General features: G+C 47.3%; 15 protein-coding genes and 1 tRNA gene. 8 read left to right on the forward strand and 8 right to left on the reverse strand.

The genetic code is table 11. From position 1 onward, the window contains the following. Positions 1–185: 185 nt before the first annotated feature. The 3 genes from AAX04_RS12495 to AAX04_RS09470 all read left to right on the forward strand — a co-directional run bounded on the left by AAX04_RS12495 (position 186) and on the right by AAX04_RS09470 (position 1375). On the forward strand, positions 186–308 hold the full coding sequence (locus tag AAX04_RS12495) for a hypothetical protein (RefSeq protein ID WP_255363591.1): 123 nt from the start codon (positions 186–188) through the stop codon (positions 306–308). 108 nt (positions 309–416) lie between these two features. Next, positions 417–515: transfer RNA gene (locus AAX04_RS11990), tRNA-Glu, on the forward strand. Positions 516–628: 113 nt separating this feature from the next. Continuing rightward, a complete protein-coding gene (locus tag AAX04_RS09470; RefSeq protein WP_066797467.1) occupies positions 629–1375 on the forward strand; it encodes an indole-3-glycerol-phosphate synthase in 747 nt (248 codons plus the stop codon). Here AAX04_RS09470 and AAX04_RS09475 read toward each other — a convergent pair. After that, positions 1372–1785 (reverse strand): hypothetical protein, encoded by a 414-nt coding sequence (locus AAX04_RS09475; protein WP_066797470.1) that lies wholly within the window; start codon positions 1783–1785, stop codon positions 1372–1374. The genes AAX04_RS09470 and AAX04_RS09475 overlap by 4 nt on opposite strands. Positions 1786–2055: 270 nt before the next feature. Between AAX04_RS09475 and AAX04_RS09480 the strand changes: the two genes are divergently transcribed. Continuing rightward, on the forward strand, positions 2056–2745 hold the full coding sequence (locus AAX04_RS09480; RefSeq protein ID WP_066797473.1) for a hypothetical protein: 690 nt from the start codon (positions 2056–2058) through the stop codon (positions 2743–2745). Here AAX04_RS09480 and AAX04_RS09485 read toward each other — a convergent pair. The 3 genes from AAX04_RS09485 to metG all read right to left on the reverse strand — a co-directional run bounded on the left by AAX04_RS09485 (position 2742) and on the right by metG (position 5482). Beyond that, positions 2742–3188, reverse strand: coding sequence for a 30S ribosomal protein S6e (locus AAX04_RS09485; protein WP_066797476.1), 447 nt, complete (start codon positions 3186–3188; stop codon positions 2742–2744). The genes AAX04_RS09480 and AAX04_RS09485 overlap by 4 nt on opposite strands. An 82-nt stretch (positions 3189–3270) precedes the next feature. Then, positions 3271–3705, reverse strand: coding sequence for a MarR family winged helix-turn-helix transcriptional regulator (locus tag AAX04_RS09490; protein WP_066797479.1), 435 nt, complete (start codon positions 3703–3705; stop codon positions 3271–3273). Between the two features lie 70 nt (positions 3706–3775). Then, positions 3776–5482, reverse strand: coding sequence for a methionine--tRNA ligase (gene metG / locus AAX04_RS09495; protein ID WP_066797482.1), 1707 nt, complete (start codon positions 5480–5482; stop codon positions 3776–3778). A gap of 129 nt (positions 5483–5611) precedes the next feature. Between metG and AAX04_RS09500 the strand changes: the two genes are divergently transcribed. From AAX04_RS09500 to hflX, 3 genes are all read left to right on the forward strand, one after another. Next, complete coding sequence (locus AAX04_RS09500; RefSeq protein WP_066797484.1) at positions 5612–7024, forward strand: PQQ-binding-like beta-propeller repeat protein; 1413 nt, start codon at positions 5612–5614, stop codon at positions 7022–7024. Between the two features lie 50 nt (positions 7025–7074). Then, a complete protein-coding gene (locus AAX04_RS09505; protein ID WP_066797486.1) occupies positions 7075–7701 on the forward strand; it encodes a helix-turn-helix domain-containing protein in 627 nt (208 codons plus the stop codon). A 70-nt stretch (positions 7702–7771) separates the two neighbouring features. Next, a complete protein-coding gene (hflX, locus tag AAX04_RS09510) occupies positions 7772–9001 on the forward strand; it encodes a GTPase HflX (protein ID WP_066797488.1) in 1230 nt (409 codons plus the stop codon). Here the strand turns inward: hflX and AAX04_RS09515 are convergent. The 4 genes from AAX04_RS09515 to AAX04_RS09535 all read right to left on the reverse strand — a co-directional run bounded on the left by AAX04_RS09515 (position 8979) and on the right by AAX04_RS09535 (position 14910). Beyond that, a complete protein-coding gene (locus AAX04_RS09515) occupies positions 8979–9224 on the reverse strand; it encodes a KEOPS complex subunit Pcc1 (protein ID WP_066797492.1) in 246 nt (81 codons plus the stop codon). The genes hflX and AAX04_RS09515 overlap by 23 nt on opposite strands. Continuing rightward, positions 9217–10212, reverse strand: coding sequence for a coiled-coil protein (locus AAX04_RS09520; RefSeq protein ID WP_066797495.1), 996 nt, complete (start codon positions 10210–10212; stop codon positions 9217–9219). Before AAX04_RS09520 ends, AAX04_RS09515 begins: the two co-directional genes overlap by 8 nt. Positions 10213–10389: 177 nt before the next feature. Next, positions 10390–11700: a zinc ribbon domain-containing protein gene (locus AAX04_RS09525; protein WP_066797498.1), complete on the reverse strand. Its 1311-nt coding sequence runs from the start codon at positions 11698–11700 to the stop codon at positions 10390–10392. Positions 11701–12288: 588 nt separating this feature from the next. After that, positions 12289–14910, reverse strand: coding sequence for a DNA-directed DNA polymerase I (locus tag AAX04_RS09535; RefSeq protein WP_066797504.1), 2622 nt, complete (start codon positions 14908–14910; stop codon positions 12289–12291). 425 nt (positions 14911–15335) lie between these two features. Here AAX04_RS09535 and AAX04_RS09540 point away from each other — a divergent pair, with 425 nt between their 5' ends. After that, a complete protein-coding gene (locus tag AAX04_RS09540; RefSeq protein WP_066797511.1) occupies positions 15336–16682 on the forward strand; it encodes an ABC transporter permease in 1347 nt (448 codons plus the stop codon). Positions 16683–16696: the final 14 nt, after the last annotated feature.

The raw sequence follows: 16696 nt of genomic DNA on the forward strand, positions 1-16696 counted from the left end.
ACGTATTCGGCTTCAACATCATAGCACCAAACGGAACCAGGATAGGCATAATAGGCGTCTGACCCCTTCCCCGCCCTTAAGGGGTGGGGGTTTCTTGGGGTCTTGGAGGTTACCCCGCTTTATCGGGACTACTGAATACCTCAGCAGAGCAGGGGTTAATAAAGCTATCACTAAACCTAATCCCAATGGGCGGTGTCTTCCCACCAGGCTACATTTACCTACACATAAACCTAGTCCCAAAGGCATACGTACAAGCCTTAAATAGGCAACAACAGAACACAACCAACACACTATTCAACCCAAGTTAACCACAACAGCATCCACGGAAACACCAACACACCACACCCACCCAAACAACCCCAAAACAAATTCCAAACGGAAAAGCTAAAAAGGCTTAAGTTAAGGACAGCCCATAGGCCCCGGTCGTTTAGCCCGGACAAGGATAGTGGGTTCACCCACCCTAAGGCGGGCCTCTCGAGCCCGTGACCCGGGTTCAAATCCCGGCCGGGGCACCATCAACACGGTGACGCTTATGCTCCACACTATAGATATCTTTGCGTCTTCACGGTTTTTAGCTAGTTGTGGTACAGGTTGTAGTGTTTAAAAATGGGGCTCCTTAAGCTAAATTGTGGGTTTTCTAAGTGAGGTTAGGAGGATTACTGAGCTTAGGGTTAAGTTGATGAGTAGTCGGATTGCTGGGGCATTAAGCCTGATGAGGGCTATTGAGGCTAGGAACAGTGAGGGTTACGCAGCCTTAATAGCTGAGTATAAGAGAGCCAGCCCCAGTGGCGTGATTAGGGTTGACCTAGACCCCTACAGCTACTTCAGCCAAGTCTCACCTTACGCAACGGGGTTCAGTGTATTGACGGAGCCATTCTTCTTCATGGGCCATCCAGTATTCGTCAGGGTGGCTGCGCTTTTTAATAAGCCCGTGCTCTACAAGGACTTCGTGATTAGTGAAAGCCAGGTTGATGAGGCCTACGCCAATGGTGCAAGTGCGGTCCTCGTGATATATAGGCTTCTTAATGGTGACGTGGGTGAGGTTGTTGATGCCATTAGGCGTAGGGGGCTTGAACCCCTGATTGAGGTTGATAACGTTGAGGATGCCGTTAAGGTGGCTGAGGACTACCCCAATTGCATTATTGGCGTTAACTCAAGGGACCTGGACAACTTAGCCATATCCCATGAGAGGAGCCTTGAGGTGATTAGGGCAATTAGGGGTAAGGGGGTTGTTATAGTTGCCGAGAGCGGGGTTAGGGATAGGGGCACCGCCGAATTACTGGCCAGGGAGGGGGCTAATGCACTACTGGTGGGTACGGCGTTAATGAGAAACCCCCAAATGGCCAAGGAGCTTTATGATATTAGGCTGGGTTAAAACCTCCAGTATGATGAGCAAGACTGCTCATGCTCATACATGCTCCTAAGCTCCTCATTAATAAGCACTATTTCACTGCACTCATCTACGCATTTACTTGCCAGTTCACCAACCCTACGCAGTACATTAACTAGCTTACTGATGCAGCTGGGCGTTAGGCAACCATCCTCAGCTGAACTCAGTATGGCTAGGGTTAGGTGCAGTGCATACTGGAACCTGAAGACGACTTCATCATTAAGCTTAGCCTCATCATCAGCAACCGCGTAGGTTAAGTTCAACAGTGAACCAACAATCTCCTTAAGCCTACCCGCATCCAAATCACAGTTAATGTTAGTTAAATACCTAAATAACCTAAGTACCCTGGGGCCATTAGCCCCATTACCCTGCTCAGCCAATTCAGAAATTCCCATCTTAAGACGCAATTCTCTGCAATTTTTAAACATTAAGCGCCTAGTGATTAAGCGTAATCTATTTGAACTTAATCAAAAGACCTATAATATATATTCATAGATATTTTGCTAAATATTAACAACATTTAAGGCTAAAGCGCACTGCACAACGCACTAAGCCGGTTATGCATTCACGTTGAGTGGTATGGCTAATCCTGATTAACCCCCCTAGTTGGATTGAGACCCACTGGTGTGAATAATGCTTATTAATTCCCGGTTCACCGTTTGCTCATGTCAAGGAGGAGTAGGGCTAGTAGGAAGAAGAGGAGGCTCTTCATAACTGCCATAGTGGCTATTGCAATAGCTGAGGTTGGGTTCATAATCGCCTACATAGGCCCAACCCTACTTTACAAGCAACCCACGGCTAAGTTCAACGTCTTCTCACTGATAGGCGTATCACTGGTTAACATAACCTCCTACTCAACAACCCCATCACTCATGAATCCCCTGGTCTTCAATGGGACTAAGCCGGTCACAGTGTTCATAACCATTGCCCCAACCACCCAATGCACTATTCCGTACAGCCTACTTTACAATTTAACCAAGTCCTCAAGCGTTATTCTTGTGCTCCTTAATGCACCATCCGTTGGCTTCCAATTCATTACACCACCCCAGTGGACTAATGTATACTTCAGCATGGAGACCCTGAACTGCACGGCACCACCCGGTGTCTACTTGGCCACTGCCTCATGGTTAAGCTATGGGTCCCAGATACCCATAGGCCTATTCAACTCCACACAGGCCCTGGGCATACTCAATGCGACTACTGTCATTAAGGCGTTGAACAGTGGGTCAGTAGCTTCAATACTCCCAATGGTTATAATATCCCGTGGAAACGGGACATTAACAGGCTACTTAATGGGCATAAATGCATTAAACTACAGTAAAATAGTGGAGTTAGTGAATGAGGCTAGTGGTTAAGCGGCCTCAGCCTTCTCCTCAGCCTTAGCCTCGGCTTGCTTAGTCTCACCAGCCTGTATGACTGGCCCTTTATCCCAACCCTCAGGGTAGACTAGGACTGCGTTTATTTGAACAGTCTGGTCACTGATAGTGTTACCCCTAATCAACTTCCTCCTCCTTTCACCACCCCTACTGGGCCTAAACCCAGGCCTACCTGAGAGAAGCGCATACCTCTTAACCGGCCCCTCGACACCAGGGTGCATGGGCGCCCCATCATAGCCTGTACCGCCGGTTACCCTCACCCTGAAGCCCTGGGGTAGGTCTATTACGCCGCTCAGCAGTTGGGCGTCAAAAACCTCACCTATCCTTAGCCCAATGAGCCTCTGCGCCACCTCATCCTTAACCTCAAGTTGCCTGGCCCTACCACTCCTTGGGTCGCTTAAAACAAGCTTGAAGGTGGGCATCACGCAACGCTACATGCTTATTTTTTAAACTTTACCTTAATGATGAGTAACCGCTGGTTGATATCCACATGCATCCACCCTTTTACTGCGCCTCCAAGTTAACCATGTCCTTCAACTTGGCTAGGTTGTATAACCAACTGCCTAGCATCTCGCAGGTCTCTGGTGAGTTCTCGTGGCCAACGCCGCATGATGTTATGTATGGGCAGTAGAAGCAGGGTATCGTGGCCAGTAGGTTTAGGTCGACCTCAGGTATTACGCTTGCCTTGGCCTCAAGTCTCTTAGCCTCCCTCAGACCCTTCCTGGTTAACTTAATCTCGTAAACCTTCTCACTAACCCTCCTCTTAGTGACAAGCCCCATTTTAATCAACTTGTTTAGGGCTGGTATGCCAACCTTGCTGTTGGTCCCAGCCATCTTCCACAGGTCCTTTTGTAGGCACTTCCCGTTAAGCCTAATTAACGTTAGGAGTATGCTGGCCTCAACTGGCCCTATCTCCCCACCCTCCTGTTGATTGGACATAACGCCCTTAAGCGGGTTTAGGGGTTAATAAACATTCATCACCATTAATGGTTGATTTAAGCGCCCAGGCTTAACCCTCTGGTAGGTAAACCTGCTCCCACGGGTACTTACCCCTGTCCTTAAGGTCCCTTATCTCGTCAAGCCTCTTAAGCATGCTGTTAAGCTCCTCCCTGCTTATCTTCCTGAAGAGCGGCTTTGGTTCACCTAGTCTTAACCCTTCCTCAATGGGCCTCTTGGCGTCATCCCACCTTAACCCACCACTATACCCCATCATCCTCCAGAGGCTACTGACGCTGAATGGTATTACGGGGGCTAGGGCCACTGACAGGGCCTTAACGGCGCTCAGCAGCATGTAGAGCGAGCTGTTAAACTCGGCATCGCTTAGCCTCCAGGGCTGCTTCTCGTTAAGGTACCTGTTACCCAGCCTGGCTATTTCTATTGACTGGGCTACCGCATCCTTAAGCCTAATGGCCTCGTAATTCTCCTCAACCTTACTCATCACATCAAGGACCTTACCATACACCTCCTGGTCCTGCTCACTCAGCTTCACGCCACTGGGTACAGTACCCCACCTCCTGCTGGCCAGTGTCAAGACCCTGTGTATGAAGTTGCCTATTGTGTCGTTCATTATGGAGTTAACCACGTCTAGGAATGAGTCCCAGGTGAAGTTGCTGTCCCTCTGCTCGGGCCTATTGTAAATTAGGTAGAACCTCCAGTAGTCGGCTGGGAGGAGGGCTATGGCCTCATCAGCCCAAACCCCAATCCTCTGGCTCTTCGAGAACTTCCTCCCCTCGAAAATTAAGTACTCCGTTGAGGAGACTGTCCACGGCATAACGTAATCCTCACCCGTGGCCATTAATAGGGCTGGGAATATTATTGTGTGGAACGGTATGTTATCCTTCCCTATGAAGAACACCACCCTAGTGCCCTTATCAAACCAGAAGCGCCTCCACTCATCCTCCTTACCAACACCCTTGAAGTACTCTATGGTGGCTGACACGTAGCCTAGGACGGCCTCAAACCAGACGTATATTGTCTTACCCTCAGCCCCTGGGAATGGGGCCGGTATACCCCACTTATTATCCCTGGTTATGGCCCTCGGCCTCAAACCCTCCTTAAGCATGCCTAGGCTCATCTGCCTCGCATTGTCCGGTAAGGCGCCGTTACCCTCAATGTACCTCTTAATCCTCTCCTCAAGGCGCCTCAGATCAAGGTACCAGTGCCTAGTCACCCTCCACTCCGGGGTTGAGCCACATATGGCGCACCTGGGGTTGATCAGTAGCCTGGGTTCAAGCAACCTACCGCAGTTCTCACATTGATCACCCCTGGCGTAGGGGTAGCCGCAGTATGGGCATGTGCCAATCACGAACCTGTCGGGTAGGAATATCTTATCCCTTGGGCAGTAGGGTAGTTCATCATCCCTCGTGAATATGTAGCCGTTTTTATATATCTTAGTGAAGGTGTCCCTAACGTACTGCTTATGAACCTCCGACTCAGTCCTAGTGTAGTTGTCGGGTTCAATACCCCATAGTTTAAGGAGTTTCTTAATCACCTCATGCATCCTATCGGTCAGTAGCCTAGGTTCAATACCCAGCTTAATAGCCTCAACCTCAATGGGTGTGCCATGCTCATCACTGCCCGTTACGTAGACCACTTCATAACCCCTTAACTTAAGGTACCTGGCGAATACATCAGCCGACAGCAGTGAACCCACCAGGTTACCTAGATGCGGGACTGCGTATATGTACGGCCAGGCTGAACCAACAACCCACCTCACTCCATTTCCATTGAGGTCACTGAAAACGCATCATGCGCTAATGCTTATTAAACTTTACCTCAAGGAGCTGCTTCCAGTGTTTATACACGGTGAGGAAGATTTAAATACATGAACATCCGGGTCCTCATCATGGATAAGTATCGGTTATCGATAACGGTTACTGTACTCGCATTGGTGGTGTCACTGGCGGTGCTGGTGCCCAACAGTACCTTCATTAAGCCGGTTAACCATATAACCATAACAAGTACAGTGACTAAGACAATAACCATAACGTACACCCTGCAGGCAAACGGCAACTTGACATTAACTAACCAATACCCATCATTCACCCTACCTCAGCTGGTTCAGTCAATACCTGAGGGCACGGGTAATTACAGGAGGAACACTGTGATGTTCGAGGGCAACCCCAACCATAACTACGTGGTGCCCACTAGGACAGGCTACTTCATAGTTAACCTAACCTGGGGTGTTGTGGTGCCGCCTGGGATATACGACGACTTGCTCATAGTAACCACATCTGGGCCATACAACTTCTCCATTTCAAGTTTTCCATACAACATAGGTAGTGTATGTGCCCTAAACCTAACCAATGGCAACCTAGCCTGGTGCAAGGTCTTCCCGAACCAAATAATGACACAACCTATAATAGTCAATGGCATATTGATAATTGGCCTAGGTAACAATGTGTTGACGCCGACCTATAGGGGAACTGGCGTTAATTACATTGCCGCTTTGAACGTCACAAATGGTAATGTGCTATGGAATTACACAACCATAGGTGAGGACATGCCAACACCTGCCTACTACAGGGGCCTTGTAATTGAGTCTGATGGCAGTGGTGATGCCTTTGCACTGAACATCACTAATGGCAAGCCCATTTGGGTTGATGAATTAGGTTCATATGACAGCATGTCCTCACTGCTCCTGGTTAATGACGTAGTCTACTTCGGCACAGCCACAACCTTTTGGGCTATTAATGCGACTAATGGTAATGTCATTTGGAGCGATTACCTATATGGGTCGTACAATAACATGGGTGGTTTAGATGATTCATCACCAGCGTATTATAGGGGTATTGTTGTAACGTCGTTCACGGTGCATTACGCTAACGATACTATGAGCGTCATGTTAATAGCCCTCAACGCCACTGATGGTGAAACACTCTGGGTGCTCAATGAGGGCTTATCAAAGGTAACACCCAACCTGGAGGCGCCACCAGTAGTGATTTACAGCGGTATAGTTCTCCATGATTCACCCGTTGGCCTACTCTACGCAGTCAACGTTAGTAATGGTCATGTTCTATGGACTTTTAGAACTGGGCCAACGCTAAGCAACGCCGTGGTGGTTTACGGTAGGTATGTGCTTATTCAGAATAGGGAGGGTGAGCTATTCGTGCTTACAATTAACGGCAGCTTAATCAAGGAGGTTCAGACGCCCGTGGTACCAGGAGCTGGTAACATTCTTGCCACCGGTAATTCCGTCATACTGGTTGGGATCAATGGCGTCGTTGAATCCATACCCCTATTCCCACTGCTGCATTAGCCAAAGTAACGTGGGTAGTGTTTAAAAGGGGCGTGATTAAGCTGCTTAAAGTGGCTGCAGCGTCATTTACCGACATGAGTCTACTTAATGAGCTTGATGAGGATGTGGTTATAAGGTTCCCTATAAGGCCTCATACCTTTAAGAGGGGTAAGGTGAGGTTAATGAGCGCTGACGCCTTTGAGAAGGCCCTCGACCCAGGTAGGTTAAGCATACTCAAGTTAATAGCCTTCGGTGTTTCAAGGCCACCTGTGATTAGGCAGAAGCTTAAGTTACCTAAGTCAACGCTTTACAAGCACATCTCAGTCCTAGCCAAGTATGGGTGGATTGAGAGGGGGGAGTTTGGCCTAGTCTTCTCAGCCCCAGTTTACCTAGTCTACGAGGTTGAGGATGGGGGACCCGGCTCATTGAGCATTAGGCTGGTTAATGGGAAGGGGGCCTTCGTGGATGAGAAGACGGGCTTCATAATAATAAACGGCGTTAGGCCAATACCAAACTGCATAAAATGCCCAATGCTTAGGCAATGCACACAGCACGTTAAGCTACTCGCCAACACGTTCAACGTCACTTTGAGGAGTGGGACACCAGCCGAGGCCTACATAGAGGTCTTAACCTGGGTTACGTCGAAGAACCTGGCGAAGATCCTGAACTCAATATACCTAGACCTAAGCCTAAGGTAGGTGGTGCGCGAAAATAAATTCGCGAAAATAAATTAAAGCTGGTTAGCAACCTAACTAACGTTAACTTAATATGGGTAAGGTAGCCATATTGGTTTACGTTGACCCAAACCCAGTTAGGAGCAAGGTTGATGAGTTCAGGATGCTTGCTGAGGTTGCAGGGTACAGCATTAAGGACGTCGTGGTTCAGAGGAGGGCACCAGATTCAAGGTTCTACGTTGGTGCGGGTAAGCTTAGGGAGATTAAGGGGCTTATTAACGATGGCGTCGGCTACCTGATAGCGTATCATCAACTTAAGCCAAGTCAATCCTTCAACCTGTCCAGGGAATTGGGCATTAACGTAATGGATAGGGTTAAGTTGATACTTGAGATATTCGATAGTAGGGCTGGTGATGCGGAGGCTAAGCTTCAGATAAGGCTAGCTGAGTTGAGGTATACACTACCGATGATTAAGGAGTACATTAGGCTAAGTAAGAGGGGTGAGCAGATAGGCTTCCACGGCCTAGGTGAGTATGGAGCCGAGACGTACTATAAGCATGCGCTTAGGCAGATAGCCTCAATAAGGAGGAGGCTTCAGGCAATAAAGGCAATGAGGGATGTGCACATTGTTAAGAGGAGGGATAAGGGAATACCCGAGGTCGTACTAACAGGCTACACAATGGCAGGTAAGACCACGCTCTTCAATAGGCTGACTGGGGAAGGTAAGTACATTGACGGTAAGGCCTTTGCAACATTATCAACCTACTCAAGGTTAGTTAACTTCAACGGTAAGTACGCCGTGGTGACTGACACAGTGGGGTTCATAGACGACCTGCCACCTGTGCTCATTGAATCCTTCTACTCAACCATAAGGGAGATAGCCTACGCCGACCTAATACTGCTGCTAATAGACTCAAGTGACCCATTACCAGAGGTACGTAGGAAGTTGAGCAGCTCAGTGACCATATTAAACAACATTGGGGTACCCATGAGTAAGGTTATCCCAGTCTTCAATAAGATTGACCAGGTTAACGAATACTCAACCTTAGCCAATTTAGCATCAGAATTTAACCTAAGCACCCCACTATTCATATCGGCTAAGAACAACATTGGCCTAGACTCACTGAAGAGTAGGGTCGCCCAGGAGCTTAAGGACTACGTAACAGTAAGGTTGAACCTAGAGTACCTGGATAAGGTTAATAGTGTGCTTGGGCACAGGGCTTCACTAATGATGATTAGTGATGGATCTGCTTTAATTAACGTGAGGAGGATTGACGTTAAGGTGCTTGATGAGAATGGGGTTAAGTATAGTGTTGAAGGTTGAGGAGTAGGTAGACGTGCTTAAGAACGCTGTTTATTAGGCTCCTGGCGCTACTTACATCACTGGCTTTTATGATTAAGGTTAGGTGGCCACCCTCTGTTTTAACAGTGACCGAACCCCTCCTGAACCTGAACTCAGGCTCCATAGCCTTGAAAACCCTATACATCACGTCTAAGTTGGCAGAGGGCTTGAACCTAATGGCGGCTTCAACCTGCCCACTACTCATGTGTACCGTCCTCAGAGTCCTCAAGCCCCATTAACTCGTCTAGGCTAACCCTCTCGCCCCTCTCAAGCTTCTGGAGGGCCTCCATGGCCTTCCTCTTCAACTCACTCTTAACAGCCTCCTCACTCCTCCTGCGCTCTGCAGCTAGGGCTGATTTCCTGGCTGCGACGAGAAGTAGCCTATTCTTATTTATCTCATCAATCACCTGTCTCTTGGACTCCTTAAGCTCCTTAATCCTAGCGTAGATGGCTAGAATCTGCCTCTTCAATTCATCCCTCTCAGCCTTCAATTCATCCCTCCTCTTCTTCAACTCCCCTATGGCATTCCTAACCTCATTAATCTTACCTTTCAACGCCGCCAACTCGTCCTTTATGGGCTTGTAACTACCCTCGTAGGTTGCCTTAAGGTCATTGACCAACTCCGCCCGCTTCTTAACCAATTCCTCAAGCTCCCTGGCTGTGTCCGCTATGTGCCCCCTTAACTCATCCAGTGTCTCAGCCCTCTCAAGGTTCTTACCAAGCTCAACAATGGTCTTATAGAACTCCATCTCCCTCTTTAAATCCGAGGGTGACGTGTCGTGCTCAAACTCGAGCTTCTCTATGAGCACCTTTAACTTATCCTTATCCTGAACCCTACCCCCAGTCGCCTCAAGTTCCCTTAAAAGCTCCCTAAGGTTCTTCAACCTATCCCTTAACTGCGTAATCCTCTTCGTGACCTCATCCTTCTCGGCCTTACTCCTCTTAAGGTGATCAATGATGCTATTCCTCTTCTCAACCAGCTCCCTAACCCTACCCTTCAACTCATTCAACTCACCCCTCTTACCATTCAACTGGTTTATAATTGCAGATAATTGACTCCTCTTCTCATTCAACTTCTTCTTAAGCTCATTAAGCTCATTATAGGCGTTACTTATCTCGCCGTTTATCTCATTCAACCTGGTGTTCAGTTCTGCCAACTTCTTCTCAAGCTCCTCAACGTTAAGCAATGACACAAGTCACCTTCACAGGGTGAATATATAAGCTTTATCCAGATTAAGATACAAAGGATTGCGTTTAAGAAACCATCCATTAAGGCGACTACATTACATCGCTACTAGAAGTTAACATAACTTAATTTTCAACGAATCACTTGCCTTAATGACCCCCTTCCCTACCTCGGGGAGGTAGGGTTAATCTTGGGGGGTCTCGACAGTTACCCCCTCCATGGGGGTTAATGGTTTCACCCCGTTGGTAGTGACTATGTAGCTGAGTATTTTTCTCGGTATTGGGGTGTTGTAACCGATTCTTTTTGCTATGTTTCTTGCTGCGTTTAGGTCGGCGTTGATTTTGATCTCAGTTGATTCGCATACGTATAGTCCCCTCTTGACTCTGCCACTTTCATGCTTCATGCTGCATATTGAGCATTGTTTACTAGTCCCGTATTCATTAACCACGTTGAGCCTTATGCCGTACTCTTGCAGTACATCCTTAAGCCAATTAACGATTTTATTAAACCACCAAACATTGGTGTTGAACTCGTTACCATTATCTTGATTCACTAAATAGGGGTATCCGATGAATACCTCATCAACACCCATTTCATGCATTATCCTCGCTAGGAATCTGATTGCTGTCCTGTAGTAGTGCCTTAGCCTCTCGTGTTGCTTGTATTCAGCATGAAGGTAAAACATGTGATATTTACGCCAGGACTCGAAACCGTGGTTTTTGAGCCAATCCCTAATCGATTGGTAGGTGCCTATTTCCCTCTTCCACCAGTAGTACTCAGCCTTAATGGTTGAGCCCTTGATTAGTATTGCCGTATCGGTGTGGCTAAACACCACGGCAAACAAGTTGTTTAAGCCGATGTCTATGAATGCCTTATTACTGCCCTTAAGATTCTCAATTTGCACCTTCTCGTAAATGCCCTTCACGTAACCCTTTGGATTGGTTTTCACTGGTTTAGAACCAACCTCTATGGGTACGTATGCGAACCATCTGTTATCCTCATACTTTATTATTAGTGTACCCTGCTTACCAGCCCACTTTATCTTCCCAGCATACCTAACCCTTAAATTCCAGTCCTTGAGGACTAAATAGCCCTCCCCACCATTGATTGGCTCAATGTAGTACCTATCATTCCTAACCAGAATCCTCAAAGCCCTCTTGCCTAGTAGCTTGTCCTTCCAGAAGCCTGGTGGTGAGGGCTTACCGTAAAACCTCGGTAGTTTGCCTTGCTTGTAAAGCCTAAGCGTTTCGAAGTATGATTTCCAGGCACTGTTATTCAACCTTATGACTTGCCCAGCATTCACACCCAACACACTCTTATACCTATGGTAAAATTCATGCTCCGTTCCTTTGAAGTCTATTTTGCCACTTACCCTAAACTGCACAAGCCTAACATAATTCAACTCATTCCAAAGCCTAGCAGCAGCATCAGCGATTCTTCTTAGCCTCCTCTCTTGAGAGCCATTAGGCAGTAGCCTAAGCCTAACCGTGCGCATATTTTCATCTCTCAATTTCCTACTCCCCTTTAGTTTAGGAGTGGAGGAGGAAGGTGTGCCTAGGGTAGTGAAAAGGGTGGGGTATCGCCCCACCGGCTCATCCAAGGAAGAAAAAGGCACCACCCTAGGCACTAAGACTGTAGGAACAAGGGGGAATTAAAAAGTAACCAGAAACAAAAATACCAACCAAAAGACTAAAACTTTAAACCAACCAAGAAACAACACAAAACAACGAAACTTGACCGTTGTCAACCTAAGGCCTTGATGATATTAGGCAGGCCATAGCCTTAAAGAGGGTGTTAGGGATTAGTAACGTGCGGCTAATTCACTTTTCCCAGGGGGGGACTACGTTGACCAAGGTCAAAGCCTCACCCTTTAGGGCAGGTGGAGTGAAGTATTTTATCAAGTCCAACCTTATTAGGATGTTTAGTAACCCCGTAATAAGTGGGGTAACAACCAAGACCCCCAAGATTAACCCTCGCCCAACAAAGGCAGGGAGGAGGTCATTATCTTTAACCCAGTTCTACCTAAACTAACGTATTCCATACCTGAGGTTAGTTGATACTGGATTTAAAAGTTACCTTCCTGTTACATGAGTCTTGAGCCCACTATGTTTTCAAAGGATATGCCCAATGCGTCCAGTATCTGCTCTAGTGATGTCCTTAGGTACTCAACGTACTTGTCAACATCTATCTCGTCGATCCTGGCAAGTTGAACTGGCTTAACACCCTCCTTCGTGCTGGTCTTAACGAAGAATATTATGTCCCCTGGCCCGACCTTGACGCCGTATTTGCTAAGTAGCTCAGCTGCCTTAACGTGTTGTGGGGTGTTCTTGGTGTAGTCGCTTATGGGCTTATTCACAGCCATCTTTATGGCTAACTTATCCAGTGGAACATCCTTATTCCTAATCATTAGGTAATACTCCTTAACGCGATCCTTAATCGCCTCAGTAACCTTCTCAACGTCACCTATGCCACCTATGGTGCTGAACAGGTGGACGACGTCCTTAACGGCTTCCTTGGCTATGTCAGGTGTGTTCCTCTTCTTGCCGACAAGCCCCTTCATGTCCACTGAACCATCCTGTAGTATACCGGCGTAGTTCTTCTTCCTACCACTTAGGGCAAGTATCCTATAGGCCTTATCCAACTCGATGTCAATGCCCAGCTCCTCCTTAACCCAATTCACCAACTCCTCCAACTTACCCATATCGGGGTTGTATAGGAAGAGGCTATCTGTGTCACCGTAGATCGGGGTTAAGCCTAGGTCGAGGGCCTTCACTATGGTCTTGGTTATGGCTAACCTACCCAACGCCGTCACCAACTCAGCCAATGGTGGGCAGTAGAGTGGGAAAATCTCGGCACCGAATACGCCATATGATGCGTTTATGAAGACTTTCAACGCCGCTTGAACTACATTGTAGTAGTCCTTCTGTTGGGGATCCTTCTCGCTCTTAGCTAACCTCTTATAGACGTAAACCCTCATATCCCTCAGCAGGCCAACCAGCAGTGACGTTAACCCCCTCATGTTTGTGCAAACCCAGTGCGGTAAGTTGGGGACTGGCTTGTTTCCTGGGTCATTGGCCTGTTTCTCATCAGGGCACCTGACCGTTTCGTAGGATAGGTTCCACCTCTTTATTATAGATGGGTATAGGCTTGCGAAGTCCAGTACGTAGACGCTTGGGTATATGCCGGCCACGGGCTCTATGACTATGGCACCCGCGTACTTCTTGTTCTTTATCAGAGCCTTGGTGGTGACGCCACCCTTAGCGTTTATCACATCCTCCTTGTTTGGTATTAACCAACCCCTCCTCCTGTGCTCGAAGTAAACCATGTTCCTAATCCAAGCCGATACCTGGTACCTTGAAACATCGTTCAGCGGCGTCTTTGATATCCTGGCTAAGAGTACAATCAACTTCATGGTTAACTCATTGTTGAATGTTGTGAGGTACAGTGTGAGTAGGGCATCCCTGAAGTTGTAGTTAGCCAGTTCAATGTAGCTTAGCTCGCCTATGGGCTTCTCCCTCTCAACCTTTGAAATGCCCAGCAGGGCACTGGCTATTGCGTCAAGGGTCTTCTCGCCACCTGAGTACTTACCACCGAAGGCGTAGACCTCAACAGCCCTAATGCTGAAGAATTTGTATAGGTCAATGTGAACCCCAAGCACGTACCTAGCCTCTCCATCCCTAGTCAGGACTATGGGCAACTCCTCCTTCCTGAAGCCTAACTTAAGAGCCCTATTGTATATGTAGGTTAAGTCGAATGAGTCACCGTTGAAGGTTACCAGGATTGGGTAGGCCATTATCTCCTTGAAGAACTCCTTGAGTAGGTCCCTCTCACTGTCGAAGAACATTAACTCAACGTCACTGCTCAATAGCATCCCAACCTCGTCAGGGTTCATCTCCATTCCAGGCCTTCTGAGTAGTAGAACCCTCTTAAGTCCATCACTCCCAGCTAGGCCAATGGCTATTATCTCATACATGGCCTCCCTGGGGTTAGGTATCTTATTCTCCTGGGGGGTGTAGACCTCAATATCCACGGCAACCCTCTTCAATGGTGGCACTGGGGCTTGGAATAGGGGCAGCCACTCCCTAAATGCACCCAGGTATTCGTCATCACCTGCGTACAACTCCTCACCAAGCTTCCTGATGTCACCAGGCACCTCAACCCCAACCCGTGTTAACTTACCATTCTCAACCCTGTAGAACATGCCTGGGATGAGTCCATTATCGTAGATGTAGGATAGGTGGTACTTTATCCTAGCCTCCCAGCTCCTAGGGAGCAGGTCCCTAATAGACTCCCTACCACCGCCTATTGATAATGGATCCTTGGCGTAAATTATGGTGTAGGTCTTCTGCTTCATCTCCAGTGGATCGAACTTACTTACAACATCCATGTGATCAAAGCCCTTAACCCTGAAAACAGCCCTATATTTACTCGCCACCTCCTCAGGCGGTATGTCGGTTATTAAGTATGGCCTATGCCCAGTGTTATCGTACCAGTAATATATTCTATCATTAATGAAGTCGTACAACTTCAGCAGCGCCTTACCTGCCTTACCATCATAAGTAACGTCAATTAGTATGCTGGGTGGTGTGTTAGTCGGTGTCTCGGCTGTAATTGCACTCTCCTGTATATACTCCTCACTGGACTCCTCAACCTCCTCTTCCTCTTGCTCCTCAAACTGCTCAAGCTCATCCTTATCCTTAGGCACGCCCAGTTAAACCCTTAGAAAGTTAATAAGGGTTTCAGTTTAGGTTTTAGGTTAATAACTTAACTAGATGCCCGCCGGTGGCTTCCCGATTAATTTACCCAGTCACTAACGGCAAATGATCATTATTGAGGGTATGCCGCAGTTTAATTAATAAAAGCTCAATGGGCCATGAAACATCAAACACCATAGCCACTAAAAACATTGATAACCTAAATAAATGAGGCCCCATTGAGATTCCGAGGAATCTTAATTAATATAATCTCATGGCAGTAGCTAAGTCATACCCTTCAATGTGGTGTGCGCTCATCTTTTACATCAAGGACTCGGTATCTTGAATCATTTTTGCGATTAAACATTTTAAATTACTGTCTAACGCTTAGATGGAGTTATGTTTAAATAATAGTTTATGACTTCACCTCCGCGTAATGGTTGATTGCGACTTAATTGACTTGTACTCTGTGGACCCTGATTCAAGGCGAAAAATCCTTAAGTACATTGTTGATAAGGGTATTGATACCTGGGATTTAGGCTTCTCACCTGAATATGTTGATGCAGCCTTGAGGGGTGAGGCTGAGGTTAACAACATGCTCCTATGCGCCGCCTTAAGGTTTATGGACCTTGATGAGGTGGTTAACGTCATCGGCAATGTGCCTAGGATGGCTACTGAGGAGGATTTGATAAGAGTCATTAGTAGGGCTAGGAGGGATGAGGTATACAGGAGACTACTCCTGGAGGCTGTTAATAGGCTTATTGGGAGGGAGCAGGTTAATGAGGGAAGCATCGGTGTGATGGATTACGTTAAATACAAATTACCTGACGTTGCCCTCATTCTAGCTAAGCTTGAAAGGAAACTGCCCCAGAGGGTTATAGGTGCAGTACTTTGGACGATAAAGACCACATTAACGCTATTCGCCGAGCTAATCTTCGCCTTAGCCATAGCATTCTTCATAATTCACGCCGTGCCCGGGGCAGGTCCTGTGGTGGACCCAGTTAACAGTTACCTGCGCTTCCTAACCATGGTACTCCACGGTAATTTAGGCTGGTCGAGGACCTATGGGGCGCCTGTTGCCGAGATAATTGCCTTGGCGGCGCCATGGACTATAATAATAGCCGTCATATCACTCACCTTAGCCTTCATGACCGGTTACATGCTTGGCCTCGTCAGCGCATCCAAGTCGGGTATAATAGACTCTGTGATAAATGGCTTAGCCGCGTTCACGCAGTCAATACCGTCATACGTGATAGCGCTAACCTTGATAATAGTCTTCGGCGTCATCCTTAAGGTATTACCCATAGCCGGCTTAAGCTCCATGGGTGTTAAACCAGGTTTCAACATAGTTTACATTTTTGATGTTATGAAGCATTTAATACTGCCCATATTCTCGTACTACATCATACTGTTCCCGAATTGGGTCTTCATAACCAGGAGCCTGGCCTCAATGACCCTCACCGAGGATTACGTGCTAACAGCCCGGGCTAGGGGGCTGCGTGAAAGGAGAATATTAACGTCCTACGTGGGTAAGAACTCAATTTTACCCCAGTTAACGCTACTGGCCTACTCGTACGGCATATTATTCGGTAACAGCATATTCATAGAGTCCATGTTTGGTATCCCTGGGTTAGGGTACTTAATTAACGTAACTGCAGGCACCTCAGACTACATGACAACCGTGGGGGCGTTCCTAGTCATAATAATATCAGTAATAGTGGGTAACTTCATAGCTGACTTAACATATGGGTTAGTGGACCCAAGAATAAGGGGTGTTGTTTGAGGTTAAGGGCTGTT

Source organism: Caldivirga sp. MU80 (assembly GCF_001663375.1).
GTDB lineage: Archaea > Thermoproteota > Thermoprotei > Thermoproteales > Thermocladiaceae > Caldivirga.